Below are 25,917 nucleotides of genomic sequence, written 5' to 3' on the forward strand. Positions count from 1 at the left end.
CATGAGTACCAAGTGGGACCTGCGATTTCTCGAGCTCGCCAGGCATATCGCTGGCTGGAGCAAAGACCCTTCAACCCAGGTCGGCTGCGTGGTCGTCGGTCAGGATCGAGAAATTCGCTCGACCGGATTCAATGGATTCCCTCGCGGCATCGAGGACAACGAAGAACGTCTCAAGGACCGCGAGCAGAAGTACCCTTTGATCTGCCACGCCGAAGAGAATGCCATCATGCACGCCGCCCGGATCGGCGTCAGCCTGAAAGGTTGCTCGGCCTACGTGACGTGGCCGCCTTGCACCCGCTGCGCCCGATCTCTGATTCAGAGTGGCGTGGACGAGATCATCTACCCCGCCAGTTGCGAAATTCCGGACCGGTGGGCCGACGACTTCGAAATCTCGACCGACATGATTCGTGAGGCTGGTCTCACGATACGACCTGCGTGAGAACAGCAGGCCCTGGCCGAGCCTTCCAAGCCACCGGATTGGCTTCCCGTGGCGAAACGCCCTGCCCTGCAAATCATGGGCGGGACGGGCTCTGGTGGGAGGAATCAGCCCCGCGAGAAGGGCATGATCGAGGCTTGGCGGGCGCGCTTGACCGCTCGGGTCAACTGACGCTGCTGCTCGGCGCTCAAACGACTCACACGGCGAGGAACAATCTTGCCGCTTTCCGAGACGAACGATTTCAGCGTCTCGGCATCCTTGAAGTCGAATTTCAGATCCTTGGGCGGCCGGGGCTTGGAACGCCTGCGGAAACCGCCTCCGCGGCTATCCCCGTCGCTGTCACGATCTCTGTCTCTGCTGTGGTATGAATTTTCCATGCTTCGCTTTTCCGGAGGCCGGGTTGAGGGGGCCTAGTTCGCCGGGCCCACCAGCCCGAAGTCCTTGTATCGCAGACCGTTTTTCTTGATGAACGCATACAGACCCATTCGGGTTACCGTGCGCATCGCTCGGGCAGACACCTGAAGACGGACGAATTTCTCCTCTTCCGGCACCCAGAGGCGCTTCCATTGGATGTTCGCCTTCTGCACCCGTTTGGTCTTATTATTCGCGTGCGAGACATTATTGCCCACAAGACGCTGCTTACCTGTAAGTTGACACTTGGCCATGATCTCGAATCTCTCCAGAAAATACGTGAGGAACGGGTGGAATTAACACGCGCTTTCAGATGCCTCAACCCTGACCCGGGCCAACCCGGAAACCTCTGGATTGGCGGGCACCACGGGCCCTCCGGCTTGCATCGCCCGCATGGGTCTTCTAGAGCCGAACAGACCGTTTTTACGGAGGAGATCAGCAGATCATGGCCCTAAGTCAGGAACTTCTCGACATTCTGGTATGCCCGGAATCCAAACAGGCACTCGTTTATTTCGCCGACGAGGGCTTCTTGTTCTGCCCGGAGTCCCGTCTGAAGTACCGGATCGAAGACGATATCCCGGTCATGCTGGTCGACGAAGCCGAGCGTCTCGACGAATCGGCCGCCAAGGCGCTGATGGCAACCGCGCCACAGGGGAACTGACCCCCGGCAAAAGACCCCGGTGTCGCCCGTCGACGCTTGCAAGAGGAGATCAAAGGCATGCCTGCACAGCTCGGAAAAATTTACGTCGGACCCAGCGGAGTTCAGATCATCGTGACCAAAGGCGGCGATGCCGACTTGAGCGACGGCGGTACACTCCTGCTCCAGAAAGATTCCGGGGCGGAATTTCCGGCAGGAACAAACCCCGGTGAAGCTCAGGTCCAACTGGGCAAGCGCTACAAATCTGCCGACGAATCCGTCGAAGTTCTGGTGAGCAAACCGGGAGCCTGTGACTTGCGTTGCGGTGGCGAACCCATGGGTCTCAAGGAAGCCAAAGCGCTTCCCTCCAGCGACTGATTAGCCGGCTGGAAGCCACCACCTTCGACTAGGGGTCCCTTTCGGTCGAGTCCTCTTGGCGCAGCAGCGATTGCAGAGTGGCGATTGCCTGCACCAGGCCCAGACCCGGATCGCTATCATAGCCGCTCGGCATTTCGATCACCCGTCCAGCAGGCGCGCATGCCGGAACTGCTGACAAAACCGGGTCGCCGCAGAGCGCATCACGGCCACCCACCCGCGTGACGACCAGCGGGGGCGACAGGCTGAGAATCTGTTCCCGAGAGAATTGCGGCCAATCCCGGTAGCCGTGCGCCGCGGCCAGATCCTCGATGCCCGATAGTCGCAGCAAGTCGCCATAGCTTGAGCCTTGCGTGCCGCCGAACCAACTCTCACCGACATTCGTCAGATACATCCCCGAGAATGTCGCCCCGCGGGCTGCCGCCCGCGTCAGCGCTGCAAGTTCGCGTCGGTAGGAGGCCGACAATTTCTCGGCACGCGAGGACTCCCCCAACAAGGCTCCCAATGCTTCCATATTCGCGACCGTCGTCTCGGCATTTCGCGTGTCTCCGAGATCGAAAACAACAACGCCCGCCTCTCGCAGTCGCGCCATATACGCCTCTTCCGAGAACCGGGAGGCGATCACCAGGTCCGGCTGCAAACTCAGAACTTGCTCGATATCGCGCGAGGTTCCGACCTGAGCGCGGGCCCCGAAACGCCAACCCTCGGGGTGGTCCCGTGCGGTATGGGCGGTGACTCCCACCAAACGTTCCGGCCGGATCATTCGCAGCAGGAGGTGGTCGGCGACCGGATTCAGAGAGACGATCCTCCGATAGTCTGCGATCGGGACCGCGACCCCGCGGGCATCCGTAGTCCACTCCACGGTTGGCGATCCGGCCTCGTGCCCGACAAGCGGGAACACTCGCAAAGGAGCTTCGGGGGCGATATTCAGCGCAGCGGACACGCCAACCGCCAGACAAACCAGTAGCGCTCCAAGATTGGCGAGCTCGGTGCGCATCAAATCTCTTCCGGGAGGGAAAAACCCAACCCGCCCCCCTCATGAACTTCGACGCCATAGACACGACGAATCGGATCGGCATGAACCACTTCCGCAATCGGCCCCTCCAGGTGCACCCGACCGGCCTCCAGCAGAACGCCACGGTCAGCATGTTTCCGTGCTTCATCCAGATCATGCAGAACGAGCAGCAAACAGAATTCCTGCTGCGCCAACTCGCGCACGACAGCGTGGAGCGACAGCACCTGACGCACGTCCAGCGAACTGGTCGGTTCATCCAGCAACAAGGTCCGTGCGCCTGTCGCCAACGCACGCGCCAGAAGAACTCGTTGCCGTTCACCACCCGAGATCTCGGGGAAGGCACGCTCGGCCAGATGGGCGACATTGGCTTGGTCCAGAGCCTTTTGAATCGCGTCGCGATCCTCTTTCCCACGCGACGACCAAACTCTTTCTCGCGCAAACCGGCCCATCCCCACCACCGACCGCACCGACAGCCTTGCGGTGAGCAGCGACTGCTGTGGCACGTAGGCGATCCGCTGCGCCCGCAGTCCGGCGGGCCAATCGGCCACGGAATCTCCGTCGAGCAGGACCGCACCGGTGCTGGGCAATAAACCGAGGACAGCCTTGAGCAGGGTACTTTTGCCCGCGCCATTCGGGCCCAGCAGAGCCGTTACTCGACCGCGAGGCGCCTCGAACGCAACCTCGTCGACGACATTCGCGTCCCGCGAGTAACCGGCCGAAAGGCCGCGCACCGACAGCCCCGAAGTCACAGGACCTCCCCGGCGCGATAGCTCCGCGCCAACAAGACCAGAAACACCGGCGCACCAATCAACCCCGTGACCACGCCCAGGGGAATCTGGCTGATCCCCGGCAGGGACCGCGCGAGAACATCAGCCCAAACCAGAAAGGTGGCCCCTCCCACCAGGGCCGCCGGGATCAGCTTCCGGTGCTCGGTCCCGACAAAAGGCCGCAGCGCATGAGGAACGACCAATCCGACAAAACCGATATTACCCCCGATGGCCACCGCCGCGCCTGTCAGGGTCGCGGTCCAGACGATCGCCCACCGGCGAACCTGACGAACCGGGACGCCCAAGGACGCGGCTTCCTCTTCGCCCGACAAGAGAAGGTCTAGGTGCCGGGCCCAACCGAGGGCCGCGCCGAACGCCACCCCCACCATCGGCAGAGCCAGCGCGAAATGCCGGGCCCCCTTGGACTCGATCCCCCCGAGACTGAAGGCCACAACGGCGCGGCCGAGTTCCCAACGCTCCTGCGCAAAGCTCGAGAGAAGCCCCGCGATGCTGAGAAAGAAGCTCGAAAGAATAAAGCCGGTCAGGAGAACCGCGACGATGCCCGGATTGCGGCGCGCCACAAACAAGAGGAGGACCAGAGCGAGCAGCGCGCCCAGAAGACAACCGGCGGGGACAACCAATTCGCGCGGAAGCCAGGCCACCGCCCCGCCCATCAGGAGAAGGTCCCAAAGCAGCAGAACTGCGATCCCGCCGAGGCTGGCGCCGGCGGTTGTCCCGATGATCGAGGGACTCGCCAGAGGGTTTCGAAAGAGGCCCTGCACAAGGACCCCGCCAACCGCCAGCGCCGCACCGGTCAGAACGGTATTCCCCAACCGCCAGGCCCGCAATCGCAGGAACGCATCGCGCAGGGCCGGGTCTCCGAGGTCGCCATCACCAACCAGCAGACCCAGAATGCTCCCCAAAACCAGTAGCCCGAGCAATCCCGCCCAGAAGAAGCCTCCGCCTCTGGTCTCTTTCCGAAACGATTCTTCTGCATATGTTTCGGCCATCAGCTTTTCCTCAAAGGAGCCCTCCCGGCTTCCTTAACCTTTACCACCTGTGGGCGTCCAGATGCTCCGATGTTTCCGAAAGACGATGGAATTGGAAAGGAAAATACTTCAGAGTGATGCTCAGCCCGCGGGGGCTGCATTTCCATGCGAAAACTACTCGTCTGCCAACACGTCGCCCATGAACTTCTGGGTACGCTGGATCCCATGGTCCGGGCGCAGGGATTTCGGGTTCGCTACGTAAATTTCGGCCGCAATCCGGACGAGCAGCCGAATCTGGAGGGCTACGCCGGCCTGATCCTGCTGGGGGGGCCAATGAATGTCGGCCAGGCCGACACCCATCCCCATATCCACACTGAAAAGGCGCTGGTGCGCCGCGCTTTGGAGCTGCAGATTCCCGTCCTGGGCATCTGCCTTGGCGCGCAGATCATTGCCGCAGAATTGGGAGCCAATGTCGGCCCGGCTCGACAAAAAGAAATAGGCTGGTCGGATATCTCGCTGACCGAAGCTGGACGTCAGGACGTGCTCCTCCGACATTTCCGGGAGACGGAACGAATCTTCCAATGGCATAGCGATACGTTTTCTCTGCCCAGCGGCGCAACACTTCTGGCACGCGGCGACGAGTGCGAGAATCAGGCATTTCGGTTCGGCGATCGGATCTACGGTTTGCAGTTTCATCTTGAGGTGGACCAGCCCATGATCGAGCGCTGGCTGCGCATTCCCGATCTGCTCGGTGAAATTGCCGATCTCGAAAATGATCTTTGCCCCGAGAGAATCCTGGAAGAAACCACGCGCCAGATTGCGCGGACGCAAGATCTGGCGCAAAAGACCTTCTCCGATCTGCTGCGAATTTTCGATCCAACCGAGCGCGGCCGGGTTCTGCCCACAAGCTAGCGCGCCGGCCAACCAACCCCGCGACGAAATCATAAGCGGCTTCCGCGGCACACCGCCGGCAATCACATTCGCCGGCTCGCAAAACTTCTCCGCTTGGCCACGGGACGGTTAACACGCCGCGTCAATCAGCAAAAATCGTTGCGAAAAATTTTTCTGCTCCCGCGTTCGCGTCCAATTTCCAGAACTTGCTGCCCGCCTTGCATTTTGATTGCACCCGCATTGGCAAGCGCGCTATGATCGCGGCGGCGTCCTGCCACATTCTACTTCCAATTGAGCCGATACGAATAAAGGCCCCGACAAACTGGAGTTGATCCATGAGAACTTTCCGACCCTCTCGACTCGCCGTGACCGCCACCCTCCTTCTCACTGCGTTTCTCTGGAGCCCGGCAGCCCGGGCGCAGGTCAGCGGCGTCTCGGTCACGAACCAATCCAGCGGGGACAAGAGCTACGGCTATTCGTGGTCTCCCGACGGAAAACGGACCTCGGGGATCAGCAGCAACAATACCGATACCAGCATCGATGTCCGCTACGAATGGGGACTTGCTGCCGACACCGGCACTTGGAACAAAGACCGTGAAGTCTCCATGAACTCGTCCTACAAAATCAACTTCTCGGTAACGGCCCCGGCTGGCTACACCATAACGGTACAAACCCGCTGGAAGGGCGCGCTGACCACCGTCGACGACAATGGTTACCGGGCCAAGGCGTACGTGGACCAAATGAACGCCAGCCAAACCGGAGGCAGCGTGCAATCCGGGTCGCTCAACGGAGGAAATCCCGGGGATATCGGGAACACCGGCAGCAGCAAGAACGTTACCTTCGACAGCAGCAACACCATGGTAATTGCCGGCAACGGCAATGGATCACCGCAGGCCTACCAACTCAATTTTTCCTGGAACAGCCGATGTAAATCTGACGGCAAGCGCTGGTACGCAGGCAACGAGTGTGCCGTGCGCGGCGGTGCCAACATCGGTCTGAGCGGTGCCAGCGCCGACGATTACGGCGGCGTGGGCAACCGTAACCGGAGCGAGGACGGACACTTCGTGACGATCACCGTAAACATCCCGGATGTCTGCGGTGACGGTTCCCCCACCGGCAGCGAATCCTGCGACCTTGGTAGCGCCAACGGACAACTCGGAAGCTGCTGCACATCCTCGTGCACCTTTGCGAGTGCAGCAACGACCTGCCGCGACAGCGGCGGCGCATGCGATATCGCCGAGACCTGCTCCGGAAATAGCGCGACATGCCCGGCGGATCTTCTGGCCACTTCGGGCACGACTTGTCGGGCCTCGAATGGCCAATGCGACATCGCCGAGACCTGCGATGGGACTTCGCCGACCTGCGGGGCCGATACTTTCGTCAACAGTTCCACCAGTTGCCGATCGGCTTCGGGCATCTGTGATGCCGAAGAGTTCTGCTCGGGCAGCAGCGCCAATTGCCCCGCGGATACCTTTGCCAGCAGTGCAACCTCGTGCCGCAACAGCGCCGACCTCTGCGATGCGGAAGAATTCTGCACCGGCAGCTCCGGGACCTGTCCTGCGAACGCTGTCGCCACAAGCGGCACCACCTGCCGCAACGCCGCGGACGTCTGCGATGTAGCCGAGACCTGTGACGGCACGAGCATCAGCTGTCCTGCTGACGGATTTCAGGACAGCACGACGACCTGCCGCGCAAAAAGCGATGTTTGTGACGTCGCTGAAACCTGCACCGGAAGCAGCGCGAGTTGCCCGGCGGATGCAGTCGCTGACAGCAGCGCTACCTGCCGCGACGTGGCCGACATCTGTGATGTGGCCGAGACATGCGACGGCGCAGCCAAAAGCTGCCCGGCCGACGGATTCAAGAACAGCGCGACCACGTGCCGCGCAAAAAGCGATATTTGCGACGTCGCCGAAACCTGCACCGGAAGCAGTGCGAGTTGTCCCGCCGATGCCTTTGCCGACAGCGCGACCGAATGCCGCGGCAGTGGCGGCGAATGCGATATCGTCGAGAATTGCACAGGCAGCGCGGCCGCGTGCCCGACCGACGAGGTCAAAGGTAGCGACGTTGTCTGCCGCGAGATCATCACCGGCATCGATGCCGCATGCGATATCGAAGAGAGCTGCGACGGCCTCAACGCGGAGTGCCCCGAAGATGAATGGGTGGATGACGAGACGGTCTGCGACGATGAAACCATCGGCACGGAAAATGATCAATGCACTCTCGGACTCTGCCGCTGCCCGGATGGGCCCGACCTTGACGACGATGGCATCCCCGATCTCTGCGATCCCGAGGACTCGAGATTCGAGCTGAGCAGGGCTCTGATTCGCCGTGGTGGCGACAAACCCGGTTACTTCCGCGCCAAGGGCCTGGTCCAGACCGGGCTTGGAGGGTTTGGACTTTTCGATGTCATCGATACCTCCGAAACCGGGCTTTATATCAAGATAACGACGGGATCGGGGCTGGAGAAGATCAATCTCTTCGAGAAGGGCGACTGCACCATGTCCCCACGCGGGAAAGGCATAATCAATTGCCGAAAGATCATCGACATCTACGAGAAACCACGCGTTCGATTCGTCCCGGCGGTGAGCAAATCCTCGCAGTCCGGCGATTACAAGGTCTATATCGAGCAGGGCCGACTGGACAACAGCGAACTGGTGAATCTGAGCGGCCCGCTGAAAATCCGCATCGCCACCGGGGATATCGACCGGCAAGCGGAAATGGATTCTTGCGGCAACGGCCCACGCGGAATGAGCTGCAAAAAATAGGACCGACCTTCGCTTTCGCCAAAACAGCCTCGCCTTACCGGCGAGGCTGTTTTACTGTTAGCGTAGGAGAATGATCGATCTCCGAACGCCACAGAAGTCAATTCTACAGAAATCTCTGACTGTTTTCGTTCTGCCGCTGCTACTCGTCGCTGGCTGCGCCGACAGCGACAACCAGGGGAACGGCCCCGTGCTTGACCCGGGTGTGCTCGGGCCCTACCCGATCGGTATCACGGAAGTGGTCTTCTTCGATGAAAGCCGCGATCGAACCCTTCTCACCAATGTCTGGTACCCGGCCAACGAGGCAGCTCGTGATGCCGAGCCCGCCTCGGCCGAGAGCTACCTGCCGGAAGATCTGGCCTTTCTCGCCGCGAGTTCCACGCTGACCCTGCGTGCCGTGAGGGACGCCGAGTTGGCGATGGACGGGCCCTTCCCGCTGATTCTATTCTCGCACGGCAACAACGGGATCAACTTTCAAAACGGCGACCAAATGGAACACCTGGCAAGCCATGGGTTCATCGTGGCCTCACCCGACCACGAGGGGAACACCTACTTCGACAACTCCGGTTCACCGAGCGGACTCAGCATTGATCGCCCCATCGACGTGATCTTTTTACTCGACGAGATGTTGCGTACGAACGATGATCCCGAGGCCTTGTTTCACGAGTGGATCGACACGACCGTTGGCGTTGGCGCCTCGGGGATGTCGTTTGGCGCCTTCACGGTGGTGACGGCCGCAGACCGGGATGACCGCATCGTCGCCGTGCTCCCTCAGGTCCTGACCGCTCCGATCTCCGAGGACTACGACACGCCTACGTTTCTTCTTCTGGCCAGCGAGGACAAAACCATCGGACTCGACGGCAACGCGCGCATCCGAAACACCTATGCCACAACGAAGGGACCGAAATTTCTGGCCGAACTCCCGGATGCCGGACACTTCAGCCCGACCATCTCATGCTATACGGGCCTCGGCATCGGCAACGCCGATGGTTGCGGCGAGGGGGAGCGATTCGCCGACGGCAGCACTTTCGAATTTCTCGAAGCCACGGAAGTGTGGGAGCTACTGAACCACTATGGCGTTGCCTTCTTCCAGACCTATCTGCGCCAGGACACTCGTTACCTCAGCTACCTCGAAGAAAACGCCTTTCCCGAAATCGCGATCTACCAGAGCGACCCGCAGCGCTGAGCTGCAGGCCCGAGACGCGCCCCCGAAACTCGCCCGAAAATCACCCGAAACTTACCCCGAAACTTACCCCGAGACGCCCCCGTGCCAACCTTACCCATAGCCATCATCGGCTTCGGCCGAATCGGCGAGGTCCATGCCCGAAATTGTCTGGCGATGGCGGTCAGCGGCGCACCCGTGGCACTGGCCGCCATCGTGGAGCCACGCGAAGAGCGCCGCGAGGCCGCAGCCCGTGCCCTCTCCGAACAACAGGGCGCACCCGTTCGCAGCTTCCCGTCGGTCCACCAACTTCTGGAGGAGATGACGATTGCCGGGGCGATTGTGGGCTCCACCACGGCGAGCCATTATTCCAATGCCAAAGCCCTGGTCGAATCCGGCTGTCGCGTCCTGCTGGAGAAACCTCTGACAGATTCTCCGGCCGGCGACCGCGAGTTCACTCATTTCCTCAATGCCCACCACCCGGAAGCTCTGATGCTCGCTTTTCAGCGACGCTTTGATGCACCTCTGCAGTGGGCGAAATCCATGATCGACCAAGGGCGCATCGGCCGTCCCTTCAAATTTGTCTCGATCCTCGAAGACTCAAATCTGATGCCCACTGGCTACCAGACCCCCGGACTTCTGCGGGATATGGCCATCCATAACGTCGACGAACTCCTTTGGCTTTCCGGACAAAAACCATCTCATATTCGCCATACCGGCAGCCGTATCTACAGCCATGCCCTGACGAATGTCGACGAAGATTTCGACGATGCCTTGCTCCAGTTCCAACTCGGCGAAGGGGCGATCGGGCAGATTCAGGTCAGTCGCAATCATGTCGCTGGCTATCGCTGCGAAACTTGGGTCTATGGAGAGGAAGGCATGGTCCACGTGGGCGAATTTCACCAGAATGACCGTGAGGTTCTTGCGGAGGCATTCGGGCGCGACCGCGCCCCGCAAAAGCAGATCTTTCCGCTACCCCCGACGGCATCCGGCGCGCCGGAATTCGTTGCGCGGTTCGGCCCCTCCTACGCTCGCGAACTGGAAGTCTTCCTGCATCATTTGACGGAGAAGACGGCCTTTCCCGTCGACCAGAACGATGGGTTGCGGGCGACCGAAGTGCTGGAAAACGCGCAGGCCGTCTGATCGACTATTGCCAACCGGCCTTCCACACTGCCGGATCTCGCAAATCGCGCCATGGGACCTCATACTCCGCACCCGTGACGACCGCTTCGAGGACGGCCGTGACCGCAGGCCCCTCGCGCGGCAAGGTCCGGACCACCACAAAATGCTTCTCCTTGTTTTGTGGCTCGCACGCCGTCCATTTACTGCCCTGTAGTTTTTTGGGGTGAACCGACATCAAGGTGCCTCGGTTCGTGCACGCACGCGGGGCTGCAAGGGTGGGGGCTGGATCATGATCGGCAGATTCGAGGAAATGATCGGCGCCTCGGCCGCTCCTTGCCAGGCCAGCGCGGGCCACCAGGCGCCCACGGTTCGTGGCGAATCCGCACGGACGGTTTCTCCGGTCTTCGGGATGACCAGATGAATATCGTCAGCATCTGCCGCTCGCTGTATGCGTTCCACCGGTTCGGTCCAACCATGCAGTGCAAGCGAAAAGGTGCCCCAGTGAATCGGCACCATCAGACGACCGCGGGACATACGAAAAGCCTGCGCTGCCTGCTCGGGGCCCAGATGGGAGTCCGTCCATCTCTGGTTGTAGGCCGCGATCTCCAGCATCGCGATATCGAAGGGGCCATAGCGCTCCCCGATCTCCAGAAAATGCGGCCCCATCGAAGTATCCCCGCTGAAATAGACGCTCTCCTGACCACCTTGCACGACCCAGCCCGACCATAGAGTCTCATTTCGGTTGAACAGTCCCCTGCCGGAGAAATGTCGCGAAGGAACACAGGCAATTTTGAGCCCCCGGTAATCCCGCTCCTCCCACCAGTCCATCTCCTCGATCTGGTCTGGCGGGATACCCCAAAGTTCGAGATGCGCTCCTACCCCAAGCGGCACGAAGAATCGCAGCCCGGGCCGGTTGAGCGCGCGAATCGATGCCATGTCCAGGTGGTCGTAATGATCGTGGGAAATCAGTACCGCGTCGAGGTCGGGCAACTCTTCGAGCGAAACGCCCGGCGCGACGAACCGCTCCGGCCCCACCCAACTGAAGGGCGAAGCGCGTTCGGAAAAAATCGGGTCCGTAAGCACGCGGCGACCGTCGAGCTCGATCAGCACGGTCGAATGGCCGATCAAGCTCACCGCAAGATCGTTCCCGGCGGGACGGCGCAAGCGTTGCGACAAAGTCTCGTCGCGCGGCAGTTCGGAGTCGGGGCGCGTTGGTGCCTGATTGGTAAGAGCCGCCAACGCTACCGAACCGACATCGCTTGGGGAGTGTCGCAGCTCATTGACGAAAACTTTCTCCTTCGGATCGAATTGCGGAGATTCCTGCATGCGAGCCAGGCGCTCGCCCGAGGGCGCTGCTCCCATGGATCGCCAAGTGGCGCACGACGTCGCGCACGACGTCACCATCAGCAAAAGAAGCCACATGGCTGTCGAGCCAGATGCGTGGGGAAAGGGAGGGCGTAACATTCGGATCACCAAGTCTTTCCCTCCTGTTCCGGACACCGATTCGCAAGTCCGGAAGGGCTTTTCGCGCCAGAACGCCTCGGCGGAAGACCCGAGCGGTAAATTCGCAGAGCACATGGTAGGCAAAACCCAACGCGGCAGCCACGAAGGATCGCCGCCCACGAAGGAGCGATGAAAATGGCAAAAATGAACCTTGGTGCGGTCAGTCTCGAATACGATACCTTCGGCGACAAAAACGACGAAACCATCCTTTTGATCATGGGGCTCGGCGGCCAGATGATCCTCTGGGAAAACGATTTTTGTAACGGATTGGCGTCGCGAGGCTTCCATGTCATCCGCTTCGACAACCGCGATGTCGGGCTGTCCACCTGGTTCGATGAGGCCGGTGTCCCCGATGTCGCCAAGGTCTTTCTCGACGGCATGGCCGGGCTTCCGGTCGATTCGGCCTACACACTGGACGATATGGCCGACGACTGCGTGGGTCTCCTCCGCGGATTGGGCATCGAAAGGGCCCATATCGCCGGCGGGTCGATGGGTGGCATGATTGCCCAAGCCATGGCCATCAACCACCCTGATGTCACGCGCAGCCTGACCTCGATCATGTCGACCACGGGGCGCCCCGGCCTGCCCGGGCCGACGCCCGACGCGGCGGCCGTTCTGGCCACACCTCCGCCCGAGACTCGGGACGAGTTTATCACGGAAGCGATTCGTCGCGATCGTGTGATCGGCTCGCCTGACTTTCCACCGACCGACGAGTTTCTCGCAGCACGCGCCGCGCGCGGCTACGACCGTGCTTTCCATCCGACCGGCACAGCCCGACAGCTTGCCGCGGTCGCCGCCCATGGCGACCGCACCGAACGCCTGCAAAAACTGACAGTACCGACAGTCGTCATCCATGGCGACAAGGACCCCTTGATCCCGATCGCCTCGGGCCAGGCCACCCATGAAGCCATCTCGGGCTCTGAATTCCTGACGCTCGAGGGCATGGGGCACGATATGCCGCGGCCACTCTGGCCACAGATTATCGACGGCATCTGTCGCGCAGCCGCCCGCGCCAAAGCCTGATTGCGAAGGGTCGCAGCGGAGGCGACCGGCCGCGCTGTCGGTCCGGTGCTCAACCCACTCCGATGTCGTGATCCGGGTGGATCAAGCTGACCCCCAGAACCTCGCGCAACCCACGGTTCCCGACCGACTTCCCGGAAACGGGCTCGGGCGGGAGCTCCCAAACAGGTGCTGGGCGTCCCTCGTGGCGAGCGACCTCGGCAAAAATTTCACGCCGGGTACGATGGTCATCCGCACAAACATGGATGACCCCCGACCATGCTGCCGGAAGTTCCAGCGCAGCTCGAATCGCCTGGAGGACATCGTCTCGGTGGACCAGATTGGTCGGGGCGCAACCACTGCCGGGAATCACCGCTTCGGGGTCCCGCCGATAGATCCGGCCGAGCTCTCGGCCCGGCCCATACAGACCGGCAAGGCGCAGCACCGCCACGGGAACATTGGCTCTGGCCGCCCCGGTGAGAATCACCTCTTCGGCGTCTCGTTGTAGTCGCCCCCGCTCCGAAGTCGGCCACTCGGCACAATCTTCATCGAGCTCCTCGAGTTGATTGAGTTGATCCGGCAGAGCCGACGTCGAAGATGTGTAAATCAGACGCGCGGGAGGTGCGAGCGCACAGGCTTGCGCAACCACTTCGGCCCCACCGAGATAAAGCCCGCGACGATCGGCGTCGGGCCCGCCCGGAGCCCAGGAGACGATCACTGCGTGTGCCCCCTCGATCAACTCTGCAAGCGCCGCGACCCCATCCCTGGCCAAATCAAAGGCCTTGTACGTCGCCGAAGGTCGGAGAGGCTCACCACGCGGGCGACCGGTGCGCGTCGTCGCAACGACCGCGTAGCCCTCTTCCACCAGAGAGGCTGCCGCAGCGCCGCCGATCCACCCCGCGCCAATGATCACGACCCGGCCCGAATTTTTCTCGAGATTCTTCATAGGCGGAAAAACATAGCCACGGCGACCACGCCGCGCATGGTCCAGGCAATCGTGCGTAACCAGTTGGACTGCACCAGCCGCTGCGCCACCTTTGGGTCGAATTTCTCGGCGAGTTCGCCATGGGCCGGCATCTGCAGAAAGACCGTGGACATCCAGATGATGAGCAGGAGCAAGGCACCCAGCCAGGGGAGAAAACCCGGGTAAACAAGGAGGAGGAGTCCGGCGCAAAACACTTCGAGGAACATCGGAGGCGCGACCAGAGGGGTGATCCGCCGCATATGTTCCGCATGGTAAGCCGCGGCTCCCGAGGCTGGCACCGACGCGAACAAGGGATAAGAGACGGATTGGATGGTCCAGATCAATCCGACCAGAAACAAGGTCGTCACCACCTGCACCCCCAACAAGAGAGTCAGCATCCCGCACGACTCCCCGAAGCCAAGATTTGCCACCAGACGAGCATGGGAAGAATACTAACCCAATTCCCGCGAGATGGCCCGAATTCGGGTGATATTTCCGTGTTGCGGAGGGACGACCGGGGCTGTGCAAATTTGGTCCATCTGCTTTACTAGATGGGAAGACTCATGTTCACCGAAACCAAGAGGGCCGGTCCACCATGCAATCCAAAGAATCTCTGAGAATCGCTGTTATCGGGGCTGGTCCCGCGGGCATCGCCGCCGGGCACGAACTTCTGGCGCAAGGCTTCACCAATTTTCGTATCTTCGAAAAAGCGGCCGCTCCCGGCGGGACCTGGCATTTGCACACCTACCCGGGGCTGGCCTGCGACGTCTGGGCGCATTCCTATACATTCTCCTACCGCCCCAACCCGAACTGGACCTCGAGCTTTGCCGACCAACCCGAGATCGAGAGCTACCTCCAGACCTGTGCCACCGAGTTCGGTCTCGACCCTCATATCCAGCTGAACACGCGCATTGTTCGGGCCGCTTTTGAGGAAAACGAGGCCGTCTGGTCGCTCACCAGCGATGCGGGCGAATCATGGACCTTCGACATCGTGATCAATGCAATGGGGAATCAGCATACCGCACTCTACCCCGACGTCCCCGGCAAGGAGACCTTCGCCGGAGATACCTGGCACGCCACCGAGTGGAATCATGACGTGGACCTCAAGGGGAAAAAAGTCGTGATCGTTGGCTCGGCCGCCAGTGCGGTGCAGATTGTGCCGGAGGTCGCGAAGGTTGCCGGACACCTCACCGTCCTGCAGCGCACCCCGAACTGGATCATGCCTCGCGGGAGCAAACCCTATTCCGAATCCAGACGGGCATGGAACCGTCGTCTTCCCTTGCTGATTCGAGCCACGCAAAAAATTCAGGGCATCATGATGGGCTTTGTCCATAAAGCCGCGACCAACGGCGACCCCATGATGAAGAATTTCGAAGATCGGGCGAAAAAATTTATCGACACTGCCATCTCGGACCCTGAACTACGGGAAGCTCTGACGCCGAGCAGCAGCTACGCTTGCAAGCGCGGTCTCGTGTCGGATGGTTTCTACCCGGCACTGATGGAGGACCACGTCGAGTTGATTCCAGCCGGCCTCGCCAGCGTGACTCCCGAGGGCATCACCACAGCCAACGGCCGAACCATCGATGCCGACGTGATCATCTATTGCACCGGCTACCGGATTCTCGATTTTGATCGGATCGAAGTCCTCGGCAAGGAAGAAAAGTCCCTGGCCGACGTGATGGCAGTCGCACCCGAGTCCCATAAGGGCATCGCTGCCCCGGGTTTTCCCAATTACTTTTTCGCAGTCGGGCCCAACGGTCTGGTCCTCAATGTCCCCTACTTTACGACCGTCGAGCGCAATGTCGCCAGTATCGTGACCTTGCTTGGCGCCAAGCAAGCCGAGGACCTGCGCAGCCTCGAGGTCAAGCGGGAAGCGCATGAAGAGTATAACGACTGGATGCGCACCCAATTCGGGCTCTACTCCTGGGGTTCCTCCAACTGCAACAGCTACTACCAGAACGCCGCAGGCCAAGCGCCATTCCTCTTTCCGGGCAATTTCAAGACCTACGTCGAGTTCCACGAGAAGCTCAGCCTCGACGAATTCGAGACCTCAGGGCACTCCGAATAGCTCGAATCGAGACGGAGCCGGCAAGCAATCGGAAAATACTCTCGACTGCGCTACACTTCGACCATGCGGCGATTTTACCCTGAGACATTCCTGATCGCATTGGCGGTCATCTTGCTCGAGGTGAGCTACACTCGCGTTTTTTCCTACAAGCTCGTCTACTACTTCACCTATCTGATCATCGGAGTTTCCCTGCTGGGCCTTGGCTCCGGAGGGGTTTTCGTAGCCATCTCCGACCGACTCCGCCGAACGGCCCCGGAGCGGATCATTTTGATGAGTTGCGCGGTGGCAGCGGTCTCGGTCCTCGCCAGCTACCTGCTGGTCGCGCTGATGCCTCTCAATCTCTTCCAAATGATGATGGGCTTCTCTCAGGGGGCCCTGCGCACGCCGCTATGGACGCTCGCGAAACTCTCCCTGGTCCTCTTGTCCCTCTATATTCCCTTCCTCGCGGCCGGCGTCGCACTATCCATAATCTTTGCCACGCAAACCGAGAAGATCGCACGACTCTATTTTGTGGATCTGCTGGGTGCCGCTCTCGGCGCCGCAATCGTGATTCCCGCCCTCACCCTGCTCACCCCGCCCGGCGTCGTCTTTCTGGCAGGCCTTTTCTTCGCGATTGCCGGGGCCCGGTTGGCGCGGGAAATTTCTGGATTCTGGCGGAATCTCTCTCTGGTGGCCACCGTCATACTTCTCGCAGGTGTCATTCTGCCGAATTCGCTGCCGGATCCTATCCGCGACAAGGTCAAGGGCGGAGAAGCGACAGGAAGCGCCTTTACCCAATGGGACCCGGTATTTCGGGTCGATGTGGTTCCATTTTTCTTCGGAGAGCCACGGCAGCAGATTCTTTACCATGACGGCACCATCGGTTCTTCGATGACCGAATGGAATGGCGATATGGACGCACTTGGGCGCTACGATACCATGGATCGCGCCCACCCATTCCGGCTGCTCCCGCCCGGCCCCAACATCGCCATTGTCGGTTCCGCCGGAGGCAATGAAATCCTCGCCGGACTACATTTCGGCGCCCGCAAAATCACCGGGATCGAACTCAATCCGGTGACGGTCTCGCTGCTCGAAAATGAATTTGCCGAATTCACCGGCAACCTCACTACCAATGAAAAGGTGACGGTCGTCAATGCGGAGGGCCGAGCTTTCCTCAAGGGATCCGAGGAGAACTACGACCTGATCTGGTTGGTAGCCCCCGACAGCTACGCCGCCATGAACGCCGCCACTTCCGGCGCCTTCGTTCTGTCCGAGAGCTATCTATATACCAAGGAAATGGTCGAAGATGCGGTCGAGCATCTCACCAAAGACGGCATTCTTTGTGCTCAGTTCGGAGAACTCGACTTTGACGAGAATCCGAATCGTACCATTCGCTATTTGGGGACCGCCCGGCTGGCGCTCGCCGAACTGGGGATTCGCAACTTCGAACGACACGTGATGGTAGGCGTATCGCCGGGATATGGGCGGCTCGAAACCACCACCATCCTGATCAAGAAATCGCCCTTCACCGAAGCCGATATTGCGACGTTCCGCTCAAGCACCTCGGATGTCGAGGGCGCTCGCGTCAGCTTCGTATGGAGCACACCGGTGCCCGATTCGCCTGTGACCACAGTCATCCTGGGAACTCCGGATGAACTCGAGACCTTCTACACAAATTTCCCCTACAAGGTGCGCCCCATCACCGATGATTCGCCTTTCTTCTGGCATTTCGTCGGTCTGCCCGAAGCTCTATTCGGATCGGATCGGGCCGGAGCGTGGAATGTTGAAGAAGGTGTCGGCGAGCGACTCTTGATCACCTTCCTGCTTCTGGCAATCTGCTTCGCGGCGCTTTTTCTCCTCCTGCCCCTCGTATTCCTGCGCAAGATCTGGAGTGAAATTCCCTACAAATGGAACTCCGGAATCTACTTCGCCGCGTTGGGCTTGGGATTCATGTTCATTGAGATCTGCCTGATCCAGAGACTGACTCTTTTCCTCGGATACCCGACTTACTCCCTGACCGTGACCCTCTTTGCGCTTCTGGTCTCGACAGGAATCGGAAGTCTCCTCAGCGAGCGCTACGCTACCCGCAGGAATCAGGCCTTCACTGTATTGCTGATTACGTTGGCCGGACTGATTGCGTTCTACGAAGTTGTCCTTCCGTGGGTCGCTGACGTCGGCATGGCGTGGAGCTTTCCGACTCGCGTGATCATCACCATCCTCAGCCTCACGCCGCTGGGACTATGTCTGGGTGCCTTTATGCCGCTCGGACTCCGATCAGTGTCGGAGACCACTGAACACGGAGAGCAATACGTGGCATGGTGCTGGGCCATCAACGGGTTCTTCTCCGTCATGGCATCGGTCCTCGCCACACTGCTCAGCATGACCTACGGATTCAATGCCGTCATGATTATCGGCTTTGTGATCTATGCGCTGGGGATTGCTGCGTTTCGCCGTGTCCCGACCCCCGGGATTTAGAATATGCCTTCTGCACCCATCCATCTCGGTCGTATTTCGCCAACCATGGCCCTCCGCGTGGCCACGGCCGTCTATCGTGTCGTGCGCGATTCGACAGACACGGATGAGATTGTGGTTGCCGAGGAGATCACCTCACAGCAACAATTACGCTACTGGCTCAGCGAGGGCATCTTCGATTCCGATGAGGGCCGTCGCCTCTGGGCACAAAGACCGGAATTTTCGGAAACCAACCTCGACACCCTACGGGCCCTCCCCGACGACTCGCTCGGCCGCGAATTTGCTCGCTTCCTCGACGACCAGTCCATCAGCCTTGCCGGTTTGGCGCAGGGAACACCGTTTACCGATGGGGCCGACGAATCGTATCTGATGCGACGCATCCGCCAATGCCACGATCTATGGCATGTCCTGCTCGGCCTCGGCACACAGGGCCATGAAGAAGTCCTGGTGCATTGCTTCAGCATCGCGCAGACCGGTTTTCCCTACTCGCTGATCGTGATCAGCCTCGGCTCTCTCAAGCATATGGTTTTGGAGGGGCGCTGGAACACCTTGCGGAACGAGACCCGTGCCGCGTGGAATTGCGGCGCCGAGGCCAAGCCGATCCTGGGAGTTTTCTGGGAAGAACGATGGGACCAACCCCTTGCCGAAGTTCGCCGCGACCTCGGCATCGAAGTGATCGGTTCACAAGCGGCCTTCAGCACGCAACAACGGAGTCTACCGGCATGAAACCACAAATGAATGAATTGGGTTTTTACACTTTGGCGGGTGCGCCCGAGAGCCCACGCGAACTGATTGACGAGATCCGGGTCGGGGAAGACCTCGGCATGGGCTCGGTTTTTATTTCGGAGCGTTTCAACGTGAAGGAAGCGGCCACTCTCTCGGGGGCCGTCGGAGCGGTTTCCACCAACCTCGGCATCGCCACCGCAGCAACCAACCAGAACACCCGCCACCCCATGGTGACCGCGGCGTTCGCGATGACCATGCACCGACTTACCGGAGGCCGGTTTTCCCTCGGGCTTGGCCGCGGCATCAAGCCGATCTTCGACGCTTTCGGTCTGCCGGCGATCAAAACCGCTCAGATGGAAGACTTCGCCGATCTGATGCGGCGTATCTGGAAAGGGGACGTCGTGTTTGCGCATGATGGGCCGGCGGGCCAATTCCCGCTGCTCGCCATGGGCCCGGATTATCATGACGATATCCCCCTGACGATGACCGCATTCGCGGACCCCTCCCTGCGCCTGGGGGGACGCGCCTTCGACGCTGTCGTCCTGCACACTTTCTTCAGCGATGAGACGACAGCCCGTTGCGTCCGGACGATCAAGGATGCGGCGGCCGAGGCCGGCCGCGACCCGGCGTCGGTTCGTGTCTGGTCCTGCTTTGCGACCGTCGGCGACCACCTGCCCGAAGAACTTCGATTGAAAAAAACCATCGGTCGCCTCGGGACGTATCTACAGGGTTACGGGGACCTTCTGGTCAAAACCAACCGTTGGGACCCGGCGATTTTGAAACGTTTTCGCGAAAATGAATTCGTCAGCGGGTTCGCGGGCGCGCTGGACGCCTCTGCCACCACGTCGGATCTGGAACGAGTGGCCGAATTGATTCCTGACGAATGGCTCGAAGCCGCAGCCACGGGCAGTCCGGATCAATGCGTGGAGAAGATCCGGGGTCAATTCGATCTCGGCTGCGACGGTGTCATTCTCCACGGATGCTCCCCCGCAGAGCTTGTACCGGTGGTCGAAGCCTATCGCGCTTCCCGACCCGGGGATGGCCGCTTTGACCACCTGCCTGCCAATCCGGCTGCGTCCAGCAAATAGCTTCTCGAATCAACTCCGCTCGGTGCGACCTCGCCGCGCGGAGACTACCAGCCTCCAGTGCCCGGGTCTCCCTTGAACGGGCCGACCACCTCGTCGGTAATCCATCCACCGTAAAACCCACCTGCCTGCGCACGTACGCGCTCCCCCGCGACAAAACACTCGACGCGCGACGGATAGAAGGAAAAGTAACCGGCCAAGCCGGCGAACTCACCAAAAGGCTCCGCATAGGACCACGCAGCCTGGGGCGAACCTCCGGATTCCAGCTGCAGGTCCCAATAGGTCGCCGCCCCTTTCCACTCGCAAAACGAGGTCCCGGAAGCTGGTGAAAATCGCTCGGTATGCACATCGGCCGGAGGCAGATAGAATGTCGGGGGACTGGCTGTCTCCAGAAGTCGCAAGGCACTCACCGAACGTGCCACCTCGATCCCCCCGGCCTGCACCACGACCTCGCGCGGATCGGGCACCAAAAGAGGCGGCCGCGGGTAATCCCAAACCGATTCCTGACCGGCCTGCGGCTCGAGCGCAAAATCAGGACGCGCGAGGCCTGTGTTGGCCCATCCCGCTCGAATACGCTCGAGCTCGACCATGAACTTCTTTTTCTCCATTACCATTCGATTGGTGCCCCATCGGCGGCGAAAAACCGGCCGCTATCGGCTTGCGTCAAAGCATCGATCAAAACGAGAATCTTTCCGGCAGCCTCTACCGGCGTCTGCAGATTGCCAGCGGGTACTCCGCGACGGAAAGGTGCTGATAAATCCGTGTCGACCGTACCCGGATGAACGGCGGCCACAATCAGATGCGGCGCTCTTCGCTGCAACTCGATGGAGAGACCACGGGTCAGCATATTCAGGGCAGCCTTGGAGCTGCGATAGCCATACCAGCCACCGAGGCGATTATCCTCGATGCTCCCCACCCGCGCCGACAGATTGATCAGGGCCGCGCGGTCAGTGTGCCGCAACAGATCGTGCAAATGCTTGGCCACCAGCAGCGGCCCTGTGGAGTTGACCGCAAAGAGTTCGGCCATCGCTGCCGGGTCGATATCCGCGAGTCGCTTTTCTGGCGAAATCCCCTCTCGATGGAGGAGCCCGGCCGCGTTGATCAACAAATCCAGACGTTCGGTTCCTTCCCGCACACGGCGGGAAGCGGCGGCGATGGTCTCCTCGAGACAGAGATCCATTCGCAGCAAGACCAGACGATCGTCCTCCGCGGCGAGAGCCGACAGCCGAGGACTCGCCAAACCTCTGGTCGTCGCATACACCTGCTCGGTCTCCTCGCGCTGCAGCAACAACTCGACGAGGGCCTCGCCCAAACCACCACGCGCACCACTCACGAACGCCCTGCGGATAAATGTACTCATCGGCCTGCTCGTTGGTCAGGGAAGTCCTGCGGACTGCCCGGGTATATTATTTTTCTGAAGGTGAGATTGATGCGCGGTTCCACCCCGGAGGAGGCCTTCACTTTCGGAATCTGGTGCTGGTAGAGCTGCTGCATCGAGCCCGCCATCACAAGAAGGCTCCCGGATTGCAGATCGACGCCTCGAGAGCCGTCCCGTTTCTCGGGATCACGCGACCGAAAGAGAAGGCGGCGCGTGGCGCCCAGAGAAAGAGAGGCAATCACGGGTCGTTCGCCCAACTCGGCTTCGTCGTCGCTATGCCAACCCATGCTGTCCGCACCTGTTCGGTAGAGATTGCATAGAACAGCATTGAAGGAACTGCCAACGAGCATTTCGACCTGTCGCCTCACCGTGTCGAGAGTCGCTGTCCAGGGTCGTGGATGGAAGAGCTCACCCGAGTAACAGTAGGAAGCCCCCGGATCCCCGTAGTAGGAGACCAGCCTTGGCTGGAGCATCCGACGCCCGAAGATCCGGATTTCACGCTCTTCCCAGAAGAGTTCGTGCCGCAGTGTCGAAAAAAGACTCTCCGCCTCGGAGGCGGAATAGAGTCCTGATGCCAGACAGGCATCCGACTTGGCGATTGAACCGCCGGCCGGAGGTAGACCGATCGGCCGCCAGGCTGGCGTCTCGCGGCACAGCGTTTGATCTCCCGGGGCGAGTCCCGCCCTCGAACCGCCTTCGGGCGTGGCCGCAGGGTGCGTGTCGTTCAAGTGGTCCTGCATCGGGGCTTCCTCCGAGCTTGGTCAGAGAAGATTGTGGAGAGGGTCTTGCCGTGTCGGGCTGATCTCAAGCTAGACAATTCCGACCCGGGGAGCGAACACCGGCTTGATGGCTTCGAGGGGGTTGGGTTGATTCGAGGGTTGGCTTTTAGTGGTTCGCCCCGGTTCTCGGGAACCGGCATCCGGGCAGAGAAGTCTCTGCCCGATCTGCCGGGGCCATGGAAGCTAACTTGCCCTGGAAAGGCTCAGGCGGCCTCGAAGTGAGCTTCCTGAGCGGCTCGAGAGTCACGGATGCGACCGCGCACCAAACGCCTCAGGAAGCCGTCGTCGACTCCCAGAAGGTTGCAGAGGGGACGGAAGGAAAGGAACCAGGTCTCGTCATCTGACTCGATCCATTCCAGAGCCTCAGCCGCTTCCTTGCGCTGTGAGGGGATCCGCGAATCGATATGACGGGTCGAGCATTCGACGGCGTCAAAGAGAATCGCCCTCACCAGCGAGCGCTCGGGCGAATCCGGCACTGCATCGGTGTTGAGGGGCATTTGCCCCGGGTCGACCGCTGTCGAGAGAACCATCCCCTCGCTGATGCGATCTACGTCTTCCTCGGTCAGATTGTGATCTGCCTTGTTCCAGAATCCCATTGCATCCATTTTGATCTCCTTCACGGCGACCCGTATTGGCCGCTCATCAATCGTTCAAAACATTCATAACGTTCATAACGTTCATTGCGCAAGTCTCTGATAACACAAATGCTCTTGTATAAGTTTTTTTAATCCTCCGACCGACCCGTGATCCCGTCGAGACCGCGTACGCGGAGGTCATCAAGGGTCGCTCGAATTTCCTGAACTGGCTGGAACCTCCTGATTTCACGATGGAAATCGTCGTTCAGAACACCCGCAAACAAAATCAGCACCGTGACGACGGCGCTCACGACCCCAAAACGGATCAACCGATCCGCCCAGCGCAGACCCATGAAATAAAGCAGGACCAAAAGCGCCTTGGTGGAAGCAATGAGCAAGGCCACCAGAACGTTCCAGGGCCCCAAATCCACAAAGGCGACGAATACCGTCACGAAGGTGAGCGCGATCAAGCAGAGGAAGATCCTGCGATAGAGCGAAACGTCGGCTGCAACATGCATCAGAACCCCCCTTAGTGTCGTCCGAGCAAATAGAGCATCGGGAAGAGAAAGATCCAGACCAGGTCGACGAAATGCCAGTAAAGCCCGGCCATCTCGACCGGCGTGAAATACTCTCGGTCAAAACTACCCTGCCGGGCCCGCACGACCAGATACGCGAGCAGCCCGATCCCGATGATCATATGGATCGCGTGCAAGCCGGTAAGCAGGAAATAGAAGGAGAAAAAAAGTTCTTCGACGGCGGCCGCCTCGCTCGCCACCGAGAAGTAGCGACCCGGCACGAGGTTGTCTTCGAACTTCCCGGCGTATTCCCACGCCTTGACCCCCAAAAATGCGACGCCGAGCACGATCGTCGCGAGCAACCAACGGACCTGCACCTGCCAACGATCGACCTGAGCGGCGGCCACCGATCGCGCCATGGTGAAGCTGCTCGCGAGAAGAACGATTGTATTGATGCCACCCAGCCACCAGGAAAGATGATTGCTCGCTTCCTCGAAGATCTCGGCAAAGGTTACAAAATAGATCGCGTAGGCGGTGAGGATCCCCCCGAAAAACATCACTTCGGTCAGGAGAAAAATCCACATGCCAAGATTGGCTGCACCGAATTGCTGCTCGATATCATCGAATTGGTGTTCGAGATGGGAGGTTGAAGGCGCACTCATGCCTTGCTCTCCTCGGCTGCAGCCAACTCTGCATCCAGATGCCGATAGTCATAGGCCTCATCGGTCACCACGGGAGTGGTATGGAAATTTTCGGTTGGCGGCGGCGACGGTGTCTGCCATTCCAGCCCGGCCGCGCCCCATGGGTTCGCCGAAGCGCGCGGGCCGTAGCGCATCGAGTAGGCCAGGTAACAGAGAGGAATCAGGTAGCCGACACCCAGAATCGAGGCGCCCGCCGTCGAAAAGACGTTCAGCACCTGAAACTCGTCCGGGTAGACGTGATAGCGACGCGGCATGCCAAGATAACCCAGAATGAACTGGGGGAAGAAGGTCAGATTGAAGCCGAGGAATACGAGAATGGCGCTGACTTTCGCGAGGGCCTCCGAGTAGAGCCTTCCGGTGATCTTGGGCCACCAGAAGTGCAGCGCGCCCAGATACGCCATCAGCGCGCCCCCCACCATGATGTAATGAAAGTGGGCGACGATGAAATAGGTGTCGGTCAGGTGAACATCGACCGCCAGCGCCGCGAGAAACAAGCCCGTCAGCCCGCCGATCGTGAACAACCCGATGAAGCCCAAAGCATAGATCATCGGTGCCTTGAGAGTGATCGAGCCACGATAGAGGGTCGCGGTCCAGTTAAACACCTTCACCGCCGAGGGAATCGCCACGGCAAAACTCAGGAAAGAAAATATCAGACCCGCATTGGTCGACTGGCCCGAAACAAACATATGATGGCCCCAGACCAGAAACCCGAGCAACGCGATTGCCAGACTCGAGATCGCCACGAATTTGTAGCCGAAGATGCGGTTGCGGGAGAAGCAGCAGATGATCTCGCTGACCACACCCATCGAGGGCAGAATCATGATGTAGACCGCCGGATGGGAGTAGAACCAGAACAAGTGCTGGAACAGGATCGGATCGCCGCCCAAGGCTGGATCGAAGATTCCGATGTCCAGGCTGCGTTCGGCCGCTACCAACAGAATCGTGATGGCAATGACCGGAGTTCCGAGGATGAAGATGATGCTGGTGGCATATTGCGACCACACAAAGAGCGGCAGTCGGAACCACGTAAGGCCCGGCGCACGCATCCGGTGAATCGTGACCAGAAAATTGATTCCGGTAAGAATTGACGAAAAACCCGAAACAAAAATTCCCATGGCGGTCATGGTCACATTCGTGTTGGAGCCTTCTGTGCTGTAGGGCGTATAAAAAGTCCAGCCCGTGTCGACGCCACCAGTGAGCATCGCCCCCAGCGCCAGAGCGGCACCGAGCAGGTAGATATACCAACTAGCAAGGTTCAGGCGGGGAAACGCCAGGTCCTTGGCCCCGATCATCAGCGGCAGCAGAAAATTCCCCATCACGGCCGGAATCGACGGCACCAGAAAAAAGAAGATCATGATGATGCCGTGCGCGGTGAACATCTTGTTGTAGGAATCGTCACCCATCAGATCCCCGACAGGTGTCAACAACTCGAGTCGGATTCCCAGCGCAGCGAGCCCCCCGAGAACAAACATCCCGGTCAGCGTAAAGAGATAGAGCAAGCCGATTCTTTTATGATCGCGGGTCAGCAGCCACGAGCGCACGCCGTATTCGGCATTGAGATAGTTCTCTTCTTCGACTTCCGGCGGCATCAGATCCGGCATCGGCA

29 protein-coding genes are annotated in these 25,917 nt (G+C 60.1%); 12 read left to right on the plus strand and 17 right to left on the minus strand.

Features of this window, described 5'->3' with window-relative positions:
* Nucleotide 1: 1 nt before the first annotated feature.
* Nucleotides 2-439, plus strand: coding sequence for a dCMP deaminase family protein (locus P8K07_00170; GenBank protein MDG1956934.1), 438 nt, complete (start codon nucleotides 2-4; stop codon nucleotides 437-439).
* A 104-nt stretch (nucleotides 440-543) separates the two neighbouring features.
* On the opposite strand, the gene rpsR is transcribed toward P8K07_00170, so the two are convergent.
* Both rpsR and rpmB read right to left on the minus strand, forming a co-directional pair.
* Complete coding sequence (rpsR, locus tag P8K07_00175; protein MDG1956935.1) at nucleotides 544-813, minus strand: 30S ribosomal protein S18; 270 nt, start codon at nucleotides 811-813, stop codon at nucleotides 544-546.
* A 33-nt stretch (nucleotides 814-846) separates the two neighbouring features.
* Nucleotides 847-1,101, minus strand: a complete 255-nt coding sequence (gene rpmB / locus P8K07_00180; GenBank protein MDG1956936.1) for a 50S ribosomal protein L28 — start codon at nucleotides 1,099-1,101, stop codon at nucleotides 847-849.
* A gap of 191 nt (nucleotides 1,102-1,292) precedes the next feature.
* On the opposite strand from rpmB, the gene P8K07_00185 reads away from it, so the two are divergent.
* A complete protein-coding gene (locus tag P8K07_00185; GenBank protein ID MDG1956937.1) occupies nucleotides 1,293-1,508 on the plus strand; it encodes a Trm112 family protein in 216 nt (71 codons plus the stop codon).
* Nucleotides 1,509-1,565: 57 nt separating this feature from the next.
* Nucleotides 1,566-1,862, plus strand: coding sequence for a hypothetical protein (locus tag P8K07_00190; protein MDG1956938.1), 297 nt, complete (start codon nucleotides 1,566-1,568; stop codon nucleotides 1,860-1,862).
* A gap of 28 nt (nucleotides 1,863-1,890) precedes the next feature.
* On the opposite strand, the gene P8K07_00195 is transcribed toward P8K07_00190, so the two are convergent.
* The 3 genes from P8K07_00195 to P8K07_00205 are packed head-to-tail and all read right to left on the minus strand — an operon-like array spanning nucleotide 1,891 to nucleotide 4,651.
* The gene (locus tag P8K07_00195) at nucleotides 1,891-2,856 is read right to left on the minus strand and encodes an ABC transporter substrate-binding protein (GenBank protein MDG1956939.1); all 966 of its coding nucleotides are present in this window, start codon (nucleotides 2,854-2,856) and stop codon (nucleotides 1,891-1,893) included.
* On the minus strand, nucleotides 2,856-3,623 hold the full coding sequence (locus P8K07_00200) for an ABC transporter ATP-binding protein (GenBank protein ID MDG1956940.1): 768 nt from the start codon (nucleotides 3,621-3,623) through the stop codon (nucleotides 2,856-2,858). Before P8K07_00200 ends, P8K07_00195 begins: the two co-directional genes overlap by 1 nt.
* Entirely contained in the window at nucleotides 3,620-4,651 is a 1,032-nt protein-coding gene (locus tag P8K07_00205) for an iron ABC transporter permease (GenBank protein MDG1956941.1), read from the minus strand. Before P8K07_00205 ends, P8K07_00200 begins: the two co-directional genes overlap by 4 nt.
* Nucleotides 4,652-4,795: 144 nt before the next feature.
* On the opposite strand from P8K07_00205, the gene P8K07_00210 reads away from it, so the two are divergent.
* Complete coding sequence (locus tag P8K07_00210) at nucleotides 4,796-5,542, plus strand: gamma-glutamyl-gamma-aminobutyrate hydrolase family protein (protein MDG1956942.1); 747 nt, start codon at nucleotides 4,796-4,798, stop codon at nucleotides 5,540-5,542.
* A 121-nt stretch (nucleotides 5,543-5,663) separates the two neighbouring features.
* Here the strand turns inward: P8K07_00210 and P8K07_00215 are convergent, their stop codons facing one another.
* A complete protein-coding gene (locus P8K07_00215; protein MDG1956943.1) occupies nucleotides 5,664-5,858 on the minus strand; it encodes a hypothetical protein in 195 nt (64 codons plus the stop codon).
* Between P8K07_00215 and P8K07_00220 the strand changes: the two genes are divergently transcribed.
* The 3 genes from P8K07_00220 (at nucleotide 5,857) to P8K07_00230 (ending at nucleotide 10,588) form a co-directional block, all read left to right on the plus strand.
* Nucleotides 5,857-8,286, plus strand: coding sequence for a hypothetical protein (locus tag P8K07_00220; GenBank protein MDG1956944.1), 2,430 nt, complete (start codon nucleotides 5,857-5,859; stop codon nucleotides 8,284-8,286). The genes P8K07_00215 and P8K07_00220 overlap by 2 nt on opposite strands.
* A gap of 70 nt (nucleotides 8,287-8,356) precedes the next feature.
* The gene (locus tag P8K07_00225; protein MDG1956945.1) at nucleotides 8,357-9,469 is read left to right on the plus strand and encodes a hypothetical protein; all 1,113 of its coding nucleotides are present in this window, start codon (nucleotides 8,357-8,359) and stop codon (nucleotides 9,467-9,469) included.
* Nucleotides 9,470-9,550: 81 nt separating this feature from the next.
* Nucleotides 9,551-10,588: a Gfo/Idh/MocA family oxidoreductase gene (locus P8K07_00230; GenBank protein ID MDG1956946.1), complete on the plus strand. Its 1,038-nt coding sequence runs from the start codon at nucleotides 9,551-9,553 to the stop codon at nucleotides 10,586-10,588.
* Nucleotides 10,589-10,592: 4 nt separating this feature from the next.
* On the opposite strand, the gene P8K07_00235 is transcribed toward P8K07_00230, so the two are convergent.
* Complete coding sequence (locus tag P8K07_00235; GenBank protein MDG1956947.1) at nucleotides 10,593-10,802, minus strand: TIGR02450 family Trp-rich protein; 210 nt, start codon at nucleotides 10,800-10,802, stop codon at nucleotides 10,593-10,595.
* Complete coding sequence (locus tag P8K07_00240; GenBank protein MDG1956948.1) at nucleotides 10,802-12,031, minus strand: MBL fold metallo-hydrolase; 1,230 nt, start codon at nucleotides 12,029-12,031, stop codon at nucleotides 10,802-10,804. The genes P8K07_00235 and P8K07_00240 overlap by 1 nt, the downstream gene beginning before the upstream one ends.
* A 174-nt stretch (nucleotides 12,032-12,205) precedes the next feature.
* Between P8K07_00240 and P8K07_00245 the strand changes: the two genes are divergently transcribed.
* Nucleotides 12,206-13,093, plus strand: a complete 888-nt coding sequence (locus P8K07_00245; GenBank protein ID MDG1956949.1) for an alpha/beta hydrolase — start codon at nucleotides 12,206-12,208, stop codon at nucleotides 13,091-13,093.
* Between the two features lie 49 nt (nucleotides 13,094-13,142).
* Here the strand turns inward: P8K07_00245 and P8K07_00250 are convergent, their stop codons facing one another.
* Together P8K07_00250 and P8K07_00255 are read right to left on the minus strand one after the other, a co-directional pair.
* Nucleotides 13,143-14,015, minus strand: a complete 873-nt coding sequence (locus P8K07_00250) for an NAD-dependent epimerase/dehydratase family protein (protein MDG1956950.1) — start codon at nucleotides 14,013-14,015, stop codon at nucleotides 13,143-13,145.
* The gene (locus P8K07_00255) at nucleotides 14,012-14,464 is read right to left on the minus strand and encodes a hypothetical protein (GenBank protein MDG1956951.1); all 453 of its coding nucleotides are present in this window, start codon (nucleotides 14,462-14,464) and stop codon (nucleotides 14,012-14,014) included. Before P8K07_00255 ends, P8K07_00250 begins: the two co-directional genes overlap by 4 nt.
* 164 nt (nucleotides 14,465-14,628) lie before the next feature.
* On the opposite strand from P8K07_00255, the gene P8K07_00260 reads away from it, so the two are divergent.
* The 4 genes from P8K07_00260 (at nucleotide 14,629) to P8K07_00275 (ending at nucleotide 20,366) form a co-directional block, all read left to right on the plus strand.
* Nucleotides 14,629-16,101, plus strand: coding sequence for an NAD(P)/FAD-dependent oxidoreductase (locus P8K07_00260; GenBank protein ID MDG1956952.1), 1,473 nt, complete (start codon nucleotides 14,629-14,631; stop codon nucleotides 16,099-16,101).
* 63 nt (nucleotides 16,102-16,164) lie between these two features.
* Complete coding sequence (locus P8K07_00265; GenBank protein MDG1956953.1) at nucleotides 16,165-18,555, plus strand: hypothetical protein; 2,391 nt, start codon at nucleotides 16,165-16,167, stop codon at nucleotides 18,553-18,555.
* 3 nt (nucleotides 18,556-18,558) lie between these two features.
* Complete coding sequence (locus P8K07_00270; GenBank protein MDG1956954.1) at nucleotides 18,559-19,278, plus strand: Coq4 family protein; 720 nt, start codon at nucleotides 18,559-18,561, stop codon at nucleotides 19,276-19,278.
* Nucleotides 19,275-20,366, plus strand: coding sequence for a TIGR03857 family LLM class F420-dependent oxidoreductase (locus P8K07_00275; GenBank protein ID MDG1956955.1), 1,092 nt, complete (start codon nucleotides 19,275-19,277; stop codon nucleotides 20,364-20,366). Before P8K07_00270 ends, P8K07_00275 begins: the two co-directional genes overlap by 4 nt.
* 44 nt (nucleotides 20,367-20,410) lie before the next feature.
* Here P8K07_00275 and P8K07_00280 read toward each other — a convergent pair whose 3' ends face one another.
* From P8K07_00280 to ctaD, 7 genes are all read right to left on the minus strand, one after another.
* Entirely contained in the window at nucleotides 20,411-20,971 is a 561-nt protein-coding gene (locus P8K07_00280; GenBank protein ID MDG1956956.1) for a DUF427 domain-containing protein, read from the minus strand.
* Nucleotides 20,971-21,723, minus strand: coding sequence for an SDR family NAD(P)-dependent oxidoreductase (locus P8K07_00285; protein MDG1956957.1), 753 nt, complete (start codon nucleotides 21,721-21,723; stop codon nucleotides 20,971-20,973). The genes P8K07_00280 and P8K07_00285 overlap by 1 nt, the downstream gene beginning before the upstream one ends.
* Nucleotides 21,720-22,481: an alpha-ketoglutarate-dependent dioxygenase AlkB gene (locus tag P8K07_00290; GenBank protein ID MDG1956958.1), complete on the minus strand. Its 762-nt coding sequence runs from the start codon at nucleotides 22,479-22,481 to the stop codon at nucleotides 21,720-21,722. The genes P8K07_00285 and P8K07_00290 overlap by 4 nt, the downstream gene beginning before the upstream one ends.
* Before the next feature lie 242 nt (nucleotides 22,482-22,723).
* A complete protein-coding gene (locus P8K07_00295; GenBank protein ID MDG1956959.1) occupies nucleotides 22,724-23,125 on the minus strand; it encodes a hypothetical protein in 402 nt (133 codons plus the stop codon).
* A 119-nt stretch (nucleotides 23,126-23,244) separates the two neighbouring features.
* Nucleotides 23,245-23,613, minus strand: coding sequence for a cytochrome C oxidase subunit IV family protein (locus P8K07_00300; GenBank protein ID MDG1956960.1), 369 nt, complete (start codon nucleotides 23,611-23,613; stop codon nucleotides 23,245-23,247).
* An 11-nt stretch (nucleotides 23,614-23,624) separates the two neighbouring features.
* Nucleotides 23,625-24,272: a cytochrome c oxidase subunit 3 family protein gene (locus tag P8K07_00305; GenBank protein MDG1956961.1), complete on the minus strand. Its 648-nt coding sequence runs from the start codon at nucleotides 24,270-24,272 to the stop codon at nucleotides 23,625-23,627.
* Nucleotides 24,269-25,912, minus strand: a complete 1,644-nt coding sequence (gene ctaD, locus P8K07_00310; GenBank protein ID MDG1956962.1) for a cytochrome c oxidase subunit I — start codon at nucleotides 25,910-25,912, stop codon at nucleotides 24,269-24,271. Before ctaD ends, P8K07_00305 begins: the two co-directional genes overlap by 4 nt.
* Nucleotides 25,913-25,917: the final 5 nt, after the last annotated feature.

Source organism: Candidatus Binatia bacterium, assembly GCA_029248525.1.
Classification (GTDB): Bacteria; Desulfobacterota; Binatia; order UBA12015; family UBA12015; genus UBA12015.